Origin of the sequence: Sphingomonas astaxanthinifaciens DSM 22298 (genome assembly GCF_000711715.1) — a bacterium.
Lineage (GTDB): Bacteria > Pseudomonadota > Alphaproteobacteria > Sphingomonadales > Sphingomonadaceae > Sphingomicrobium > Sphingomicrobium astaxanthinifaciens_A.
This window is the reverse complement of sequence record NZ_JONN01000002.1, coordinates 379,543-387,253: the sequence shown is the minus strand read 5'-3', so window position 1 is coordinate 387,253 and position 7,711 is coordinate 379,543. Positions and strand designations below refer to the sequence as shown.

Here is a 7,711-nt window from a genome sequence, read left to right as displayed (position 1 = left end):
ATTTACGACATTCCAGTCGAGCGTCTGAGATCGGCCCATTGCGGCCCCTCAAGGCGCTTTAACGGTTCGCTGACGCCAGCGACGTATGCCAAACGAAGTCTAAGCGTCAGGCGTTTGCACAATGCATCTCAGCTTCTCCGAAACAACCATCACCAGCATCATGAAAATCTTCGTGATCGCAGCGGCGTTAACAGCTCTCGTCGGCATTATTCTCTTCTTTGGAAAAGGTGATCTTCAGGCGAGAGTGTTTGGCACAGGGTTGGCCGTCTTGTCCGCCTTGTTCCTCTGGGGATGCCTTCGACTGTCGTGGCTTAAGCGTACGAAGGCCGCCGCCGTGATTGCCACTGGGGAAGAGGTAGTCTTCAATTCGCCGCTCTGGAGGAAGCGAGTGCGATTTGAAGATCTTGTGTCCGTCAATCGATTGAGTGTCGCTCCACAAGCGGGCCCTGTGCAAGGCAAGCGTTCTATGGAGATCATTCGACTAACCCGTAGGTCGGGAGGAGTGATGCAGGTGCCGCTGAACTTGCTTTCTGACAACGATGCTGAGGTCGAGAAATGGATGCGCCTTGTCACTTCCAAGGTGAAAGCTCAGGCGTGAGCCAACGCAGGACCGTCAGCGCAATGTCTGCTTCCCACCCATAGCGGACATTCGCGATACGGCGGGGCGAACCAACATCGTCCGATCCCTTGTGAGACGGTGAGCGGGCACCCACTTCAGACCCATGCTTCCTCTCTCCGTTCTCGACCTCTCCCCCGTCCCCGAGGGGAGCGACCCCGGCGCGTCCTTGCGCAATTCGGCCGATCTTGCGCGCCATGCCGAGGGGCTCGGCTACACGCGCTACTGGATGGCCGAGCATCATTCGATGCCGGGGATCGCGAGCGCGGCGACGGCGGTGGCGCTGGCCTATGTGGGGTCGCAGACCTCGACCATCCGGATCGGGGCGGGGGGCGTCATGCTGCCCAACCATGCGCCCTTGGTCATCGCCGAGCAGTTCGGGACGCTGGAATCGCTCTATCCTGGCCGCGTCGACCTCGGGCTCGGCCGCGCGCCGGGGACCGACCAGGCCGCCGCCTATGCGATGCGCCGCGACATGGCGTCGAGCGCCGATCGCTTCCCCAACGATGTAGTCGAGCTGCAGGGCTATTTCGCGGGCACCAATGGCCGCGTGCGCGCGATCCCGGGGGAGGGGCTGGACATTCCCTTGTGGATCCTCGGGTCGAGCACCTTCGGCGCGCAGCTGGCGGCGATGCTGGGGCTGCCTTACGCCTTCGCCTCGCATTTCGCGCCGGCGCAGATGATGGAGGCGGTCGCCATCTACCGGCGCCAGTTCCAGCCCTCGGCGCAGCTCGCCGAACCTTATGTGATGCTCGGCTTCAACGCGATCGTCGCCGACACCGACGCGGAGGCCGAGCTGCTCGCGACCTCGGTCCAGCAGGCCTTCGTGAACCTCCGCACCGGCCAGCCGGGCAAGCTCCCGCCGCCGCGCGCTGGGTTCGCCGAGACCCTGCCGATCGAGGCGCGGGCGATGCTTCGCCAGGTGCTGAGCTGCTCGGCGATCGGCAGCGTCGCCACGGCCCGGGCGCAGCTCGCCGAATTCGTCGAGCGCGCCAGGCCCGACGAGCTGATGGTGACGTCGCAGATCCACGACCATCAGGCGCGCCTGCGGTCCTACGAACTGCTGATGGAAGCGGCAAAGCAGCCCGAGCCGGCGCTGGCGGGCTGACAGCATGGTTTAGAAGGACTTGCTTAAGTCCTTGGGTTCAGGATGATCGGCACGACCGATGCCCATCCCGCGCACCTATCACGACGGCAATCCCGAGGACCGCAACGCTGCGGCCGATTTCTGGGCGTGGCTCCGCGAGCAGCCGCAGGCGGCCTGGCTCTACTATGCCCGCGTCGCCAACCGGGACGACGGCGAGGGCATCTTCATGGAGATGGTCGCGCACCCCTCGTGCGACCGCGCGCTGGCAAGCTGGCTGTTCTGGAAGAGCGGCCCCGCGCATTTCCTTGCGCAGGGTGAGCGTCCCGGTCCGGATTCGCTGCTTGGCGCGATCCTCTCGCGGTCCGACGCCGGCGGTTTTGCGCGCGGCACCCTCCATTATGGGCGCGAGGAAGTGGCACTCGAGGCGTTCGCGGCCACCAGCGCGCTCGAAGGCCGGGAAGGGGCCCCTTTCGCCATCCCGCGCGACCTTTGCGCGGCCTTCGATGGGCGCAATCCCGACCTGCCGAGCTATGACGATGAGACCGAGCGCGACCTCGCCGACATCTTCCGCCACCTCGATGGCTGGCTTCCGCGCAGCGACGCCGAAGTCGCCGAGCGCGAGCGGCGCGGCGGCAACCGGTGGTATGTCGCGGCGCTGCGCTTGCCGGAGCGGCCGGAGGTCCAGCTGGGGATGAGCGACGTCGCGGCGATCGACGCGGTGTTTGGCGAGCATCGCGCGTCGCTCGACCGGATCGAGCAGGCCCGGTTGGCCGCGCGCGGTCAGCGCAGCAGCGACCCCCTGCCGCTGGTAAATCCCGATCCCGTGCAGCGGATGGTCGGGTTGGCGCTGGTCGCGCTCAGCGCCGCCGCGCTCTATTTCCTGCTGGGGTGAGGCCGGTCAGGCCGCCGGCGCCCGCTTCGCCGCGGTCCACAGCGCCTCCTTCTCGTCGAGGCTGAGACCCTCGAAACCGGGCGCCTGTTCGATGATGCGGAAGCGCTTTTCGAACTTGGCATTCGCTTTGCGCAGCGCCTCTTCGGGGTTGATCTTGAGAAAGCGTGCGAGGTTGGTGACGGCGAAGAGGAGGTCGCCGATCTCTTCCTCGCGATGCGCGTCGTCGGTGGCGCTGTCGACCTCGTCGAGCTCTTCGAGGATCTTGGCTTTCGCGCCCGAGGCATCGGGCCAGTCGAAGCCGGTGCGCGCGGCGCGCTTCTGGAGTTTGAGCGCGCGTTCGAGCGCGGGGAGACCCAGCGCGACGCCGGCGAGGACGCTCGGGTCGGCGTCCTTCTTCGCCGCGCGTTCCTCGGCCTTGATCTCTTCCCAGCGATGGTGGCCGCCGGTGGCGTCGTCGCCGAAGATGTGCGGGTGGCGGCGCTCCATCTTGTCGCTGATGCCGTCGAGGACCTGGTCTAAGGTGAACTGGCCGGCCTCGGCCGCCATCTGCGCGTGGAAGACGATCTGGAGCGCGAGGTCGCCGAGTTCGTCCTTGAGATCGGCCATGTCGTTGCGGGCAATGGCGTCGGCGACTTCATAGGCTTCCTCGATCGTGTAGGGCGCGATCGTCGCGAAGGTCTGCACCGTGTCCCATTCGCAGCCCGTCGCCGGATCACGCAGCCGCGCCATCACATTCATCAACCGCTCGAGCGCGGCCGAGGCATCGGGCTGGCGGTGCGAAATGGCGGCGGGGGCCTCGGAAAGCTGGCTCATTCGTCCTCGTCTGCAAGTCTGATAATATATATTATGTAAAGTACGGATGGTATTGGCGGGTTGATCAGCCCTCCAGCACCAGCCACCGCCCTTCGACGCTCCAGCGCTTGAGGCTGGTCAGATAGTTCATGCCGAGCACGTTGAGCTCGTCCTCGTCGGTGACGAACATGGCGACGTCGCGGCGCTCGATCCCGCCCAGTGACACGGTCTCCGCACTGCCGCGACCGACGCGGATGAGCCCGTTGCCGGTGCGGACGAGCTGGTCGCGCTTCTCACCGACGGGCACGCCCGCCAGCGCCGCGGTCTTGCGACCGATGGTCGTCATGGTCGCGCCGCTGTCGACGAGAAAGTCGACCGGGATGCCGTTGACCTCGGCCTGAACCCAGAAATGGCCGTCGATCGCGATCGGCACGCGGATGCTGCTGGCCGCGGTGCGGACCGGCCGTCCGGTCGCTTCGGCTTCAAGCCGCTGCGCGACATAGCTCAGATCATCGCGAAAGCTGAAGACGATGAAGCCCGCGCCGAAGATGACGACGAAGGCGAGCACCGAGGTGATGCCCTTGGCGACGGGCGAGCGCCGCCCGATGAGCGCGCCCGCCACCAGCATCACCGCCATCAGCAGGTAGAGCCCGCCGAGCTGGAGGTCGTTGGTCATCATCTCAAGGGGTCAGCACCAGCTGGTCGCCCTGCACGCCCCAGCTCGACAGGCTCGACAGGAAGTTCATGCCGAGCACGGCGGTATCGTCATTGGGGTGGAGGTTGACGCTGAGGTCGGTGCGGCGGATCGACCCGATCTCGACCAGGCCGGCGGTGACGCGCGGCATGAAGAGCTCGCCATTGGCGGTGCTGACGAAATCGCCGCGCATGCCGGCTTCGAGACCCGCGGCCTTGCCGAGCTCGGCGGGAATGGTGGTGGTGGTGGCGCCGCTGTCGACGAGGAAGCGGACGGTGCGGCCATTGACCTTGCCGTCGACCCAGAAATGGCCGTCGTCGCGCTTGGGGATGCGGATCGTCGTGCCGCTGACCACCGGGGCCGCCTCCCCCATCGCCTCGCTCTTGAGGCGTGCGCCCAGCGCTCCGAATTCGCCCCGGAACGAGAAGAGCGCGAAGATGCCGGCGAAGATGGCGATCCAGGCGAGCGCCATCCGAATTGTCTTCGACGCCGTCAGGCCACGGCCGAACAGGCTCGAGGCGATCAGGACCAGGAGCAGCAGCAGGTAAAGCGCGTTGGGAGCCTGGTCGTTCATGCCGGTATCAGATCTCGATCTCCAGTCCGTCCCAGGCCGGCGCGGCCCAGTCGGGTAGTTCGGCCACAAGTTGGGCGTGGTCCATGCTGTTGTCGAGATGGCTGAGGTAAAGCTGGCCGACGCGCAGCTCGCGGGCCCAGCCGAGCACCGCGTCGAGATGCGCGTGGGTCGGATGCGGACGGCGGCGCAGGCAGTCGGCGACCCAGACATCGGCGCCTTCGTAGAGTGACGTCATGGCGTCGGTCATTTCCACGAAGTCGATGGCGTAGACGAGGCTCCGCTCGCCCTCGTCGAAGCGGAGGCCGAGGCTGGTGATCCGGCCGTGGGGCTGGTCGGTGACGCGGATTCGGACGCCGTCCATCGCCCACTCGTCGGCGACCGCCTCGCCGTGGACCACCGCGGGATAGAGGGCATTGCCCTCGAACAGATAGCGGAAGCGCTCGCGGATGCGGCCGAGCACCTCGGCCCGCGCGAAGAGCGAAACGGGCTCATGCTGGTTGTGCGCGAGCTGGCGCAGGTCGTCGAGGCCGTGGATGTGGTCGGCATGATCGTGGGTGATGATGACCCGGTCGATCGTCGCGACCTCGGCGGCAAGGAGCTGCGCGCGAAGGTCGGGGCCGGCGTCGATCAGCAGGCGGGTGTCGCCGATCGTGGCCAGCGCCGCGGCGCGCAGGCGACGGTTCTTTGGCTCGGCGGGGTCGACCGTCCCCCAGTCGTTGCCGATCCGGGGCACGCCCGAACTGGTGCCGGAGCCGAGGATGCGGAACTTCACGCTCTCGCCGCGGCCTTGTCGAACAGGTGGAAGAAGTTGGCGGTGGTGGTCTCGGCCAGCGCCTCGGGGCTCACCCCGCGCAGGTCGGCGACGAAGGCGGCGGTGTCGGCGACATAGGCCGGCTCGCACGGTCTGCCGCGGTGGGGCACCGGCGCGAGGAAGGGCGAATCCGTCTCGACCAGCAGCCGGTCCTCGGGAATGGTCTTTGCCACTTCCTGCAAGGCTTTGGCATTCTTGAAGGTGACGATGCCGGAGAGCGAGATGAAGAAGCCGATCTCGAGTCCCCTGTCCGCCAGCCACTGGGTGCCGGTGAAGCAGTGGAGCACCCCCCTCACCCCGCCCTTGGTCGCTTCCTCGGACAGGATCTGCGCCGTGTCCTCCTCGGCGTCGCGGGTGTGGATGATGAGGGGCAAGCCAGCCTCGCGCGCGGCGGCGATCTGGGCGCGGAAGCGTGCCTTCTGGCTGTCGCGGTCGGACTTGTCGTAGAAATAGTCGAGCCCGCATTCGCCGATGGCGACGACCCTGGGGTGCGCTGCGGCCTCGACCAGCGCGGCCGTGCCGAGATCGGGATGGGCGTCGGCCTCGTGCGGGTGGACGCCGATGCTCGCCCAGACGTCGGGGTGGCGTTCGGTGGCCGCGACCACCTCGGCCCATTCGCGCTGGCGGGTCGAGATATTGAGAAAACCGCCGATTCCGCGCGCCCGCGCCCGCTCGAGCACGCCCGCCTCGTCCTCGACCAGGCCGGGGTAGTTGAGGTGGCAGTGGCTGTCGATCAGCATCAGGCGGGCTCGTCGGTGGTCACGAGGTCGAGACGCGGGAAGATGGGGGTCGGTTGCGCGAGACGGTCCGCGGCCCTCCCCTCCTCGAGATAGGCGCGCAGTTTCGCGATCGAACCGGGAACGACCGGTTCGACGCAGGCGCCCAGCCGCTCGACCGCAGCGGCAAGCGTGCCGAGGACAGCGGCCATGCGGGCCGGATCGGTCTTGCGCAGCGCCCAGGGCGCCATGGCATCGACATAGGCATTGGCGGCAAAGACCGCGGCCATCCACGCCTCGAGCCCGGCGGAGAAGTCATAGTCGGTGAAGCGCGCGGTCACCGCGGCCTCGGCTTCGGCCACCTTGGCCAGCAGTTCGGCGTCGGCGGGATCCTCACCGGCGGGCGGAAGAACGCCGTCCAAGTTCTTGACGATCATCGAGAATGTGCGCTGCGCAAGGTTGCCGAAGCTGTTCGCCAGCTCGGCATTGCAGCGGGTGACGATCGCCTCGTCCGAATAGCTGCCGTCCTGGCCGAAGCTGACTTCGCGGATCAGGAAATAGCGCAGGGAATCGACGCCATAGATGCGCGCCAGCTCCATCGGATCGACCACGTTGCCGAGGCTCTTCGACATCTTCTCGCCGCGCGCGAGGAGGAAACCGTGGCCGAACACCGCCTTGGGCAAAGGCAGCTTGGCGCTCATCAGGAAGGCCGGCCAGTAGACCGCGTGGAAGCGGACGATGTCCTTGCCGATGAGGTGGAGGTCGGCGGGCCAGAAGCGGTCGTAGTTGTCGCGGTCGTCGGGGAAGCCGACCCCGGTCATGTAGGTGGTGAGCGCGTCGACCCAGACATACATGACGTGGCCGGGCGAGCCGGGCACGGGGACGCCCCAGTCGAAGCTGGTGCGGCTGACGCTCAAATCCTTGAGGCCGCCCTCGACGAAGCGGACCACTTCGTTGCGGCGGCTCTCGGGGCGGATGAAATCGGGGTTGTCGGCATAGAGCTTCAGCAGCGGCTCGGCATAGCGCGAGAGGCGGAAGAACCAGCTTTCCTCGACGGTCCACTCGACCGGTGTCCCCTGCGGCGAGAGCTTCTCGCCATTGTCGCCGGTGGTGATTTCCTTCTCGTCGTAAAAGGCCTCGTCGCGGACCGAATACCAGCCCTCGTAGCGGTCGAGATAGAGGTCGCCATTGGCCTCCATCGCCTTCCACAAGGCGATGCTCGCTTCGTGGTGGCGCGGCTCGGTGGTCCGCACGAAGGCATCGTAGCTGATCGCAAGGCCGTCGCACATGTCGCGGAAATGGCCCGACATTTCGTCGGCGAACTCGAGCGTGTCGCGGCCCTGCCCGCGGGCGGTCTGGACCATCTTCAGGCCATGCTCGTCGGTGCCGGTGACGAGCCGAACGTCGCGCCCTTGCGCGCGCTGGAAGCGGGCGATGACGTCGGCGGCGATCGCCTCATAGGCGTGGCCGATGTGCGGACAGCCGTTGGGATAGGCGATGGCGGTGGTGAGATAGAAAGGCTCGGACAT

Annotated in this window: 9 protein-coding genes; 3 read left to right on the top strand and 6 right to left on the bottom strand. The window is 66.9% G+C overall.

Translation table 11 applies throughout. From position 1 onward, the window contains the following. Window positions 1-121 precede the first annotated feature (121 nt). The 3 genes from BS69_RS0112925 (at window position 122) to BS69_RS0112915 (ending at window position 2,595) form a co-directional block, all read left to right on the top strand. Complete coding sequence (locus BS69_RS0112925; RefSeq protein WP_029940781.1) at window positions 122-598, top strand: hypothetical protein; 477 nt, start codon at window positions 122-124, stop codon at window positions 596-598. 124 nt (window positions 599-722) lie between these two features. After that, a complete protein-coding gene (locus BS69_RS0112920; protein ID WP_029942369.1) occupies window positions 723-1,724 on the top strand; it encodes an LLM class flavin-dependent oxidoreductase in 1,002 nt (333 codons plus the stop codon). A gap of 58 nt (window positions 1,725-1,782) precedes the next feature. Next, window positions 1,783-2,595: a DUF4274 domain-containing protein gene (locus BS69_RS0112915; RefSeq protein ID WP_029942368.1), complete on the top strand. Its 813-nt coding sequence runs from the start codon at window positions 1,783-1,785 to the stop codon at window positions 2,593-2,595. Window positions 2,596-2,601: 6 nt separating this feature from the next. On the opposite strand, the gene mazG is transcribed toward BS69_RS0112915, so the two are convergent. The 6 genes from mazG to metG form a co-directional block, all read right to left on the bottom strand. Next, window positions 2,602-3,333, bottom strand: a complete 732-nt coding sequence (gene mazG / locus BS69_RS0112910; RefSeq protein WP_051676844.1) for a nucleoside triphosphate pyrophosphohydrolase — start codon at window positions 3,331-3,333, stop codon at window positions 2,602-2,604. 139 nt (window positions 3,334-3,472) lie between these two features. Next, on the bottom strand, window positions 3,473-4,063 hold the full coding sequence (locus BS69_RS13860) for a retropepsin-like aspartic protease family protein (RefSeq protein ID WP_169738092.1): 591 nt from the start codon (window positions 4,061-4,063) through the stop codon (window positions 3,473-3,475). 4 nt (window positions 4,064-4,067) lie between these two features. Beyond that, window positions 4,068-4,655 (bottom strand): retropepsin-like aspartic protease family protein, encoded by a 588-nt coding sequence (locus BS69_RS0112900; RefSeq protein ID WP_029942365.1) that lies wholly within the window; start codon window positions 4,653-4,655, stop codon window positions 4,068-4,070. A gap of 7 nt (window positions 4,656-4,662) precedes the next feature. Continuing rightward, window positions 4,663-5,427 carry an MBL fold metallo-hydrolase gene (locus BS69_RS0112895; protein ID WP_029942364.1) on the bottom strand — a complete coding sequence of 255 codons (765 nt, stop codon included), beginning with the start codon at window positions 5,425-5,427 and terminating at the stop codon, window positions 4,663-4,665. Continuing rightward, window positions 5,424-6,206: a TatD family hydrolase gene (locus tag BS69_RS0112890; protein WP_029942363.1), complete on the bottom strand. Its 783-nt coding sequence runs from the start codon at window positions 6,204-6,206 to the stop codon at window positions 5,424-5,426. Before BS69_RS0112890 ends, BS69_RS0112895 begins: the two co-directional genes overlap by 4 nt. Continuing rightward, window positions 6,206-7,711 carry a methionine--tRNA ligase gene (gene metG / locus BS69_RS0112885; RefSeq protein ID WP_029942362.1) on the bottom strand — a complete coding sequence of 502 codons (1,506 nt, stop codon included), beginning with the start codon at window positions 7,709-7,711 and terminating at the stop codon, window positions 6,206-6,208. The genes BS69_RS0112890 and metG overlap by 1 nt, the downstream gene beginning before the upstream one ends.

What these genes read in the sequence shown, in the direction of transcription:
- BS69_RS13860 (WP_169738092.1), bottom strand. Translation starts at nt 4,063, where the DNA reads ATGACCAACGACCTCCAGCTCGGCGGGCTCTACCTGCTGATGGCGGTG.
- metG (WP_029942362.1), bottom strand. Translation starts at nt 7,711, where the DNA reads ATGTCCGAGCCTTTCTATCTCACCACCGCCATCGCCTATCCCAACGGC.
- BS69_RS0112920 (WP_029942369.1), top strand. Translation starts at nt 723, where the DNA reads ATGCTTCCTCTCTCCGTTCTCGACCTCTCCCCCGTCCCCGAGGGGAGC.
- mazG (WP_051676844.1), bottom strand. Translation starts at nt 3,333, where the DNA reads ATGAATGTGATGGCGCGGCTGCGTGATCCGGCGACGGGCTGCGAATGG.
- BS69_RS0112925 (WP_029940781.1), top strand. Translation starts at nt 122, where the DNA reads ATGCATCTCAGCTTCTCCGAAACAACCATCACCAGCATCATGAAAATC.
- BS69_RS0112915 (WP_029942368.1), top strand. Translation starts at nt 1,783, where the DNA reads ATGCCCATCCCGCGCACCTATCACGACGGCAATCCCGAGGACCGCAAC.
- BS69_RS0112890 (WP_029942363.1), bottom strand. Translation starts at nt 6,206, where the DNA reads ATGCTGATCGACAGCCACTGCCACCTCAACTACCCCGGCCTGGTCGAG.
- BS69_RS0112900 (WP_029942365.1), bottom strand. Translation starts at nt 4,655, where the DNA reads ATGAACGACCAGGCTCCCAACGCGCTTTACCTGCTGCTGCTCCTGGTC.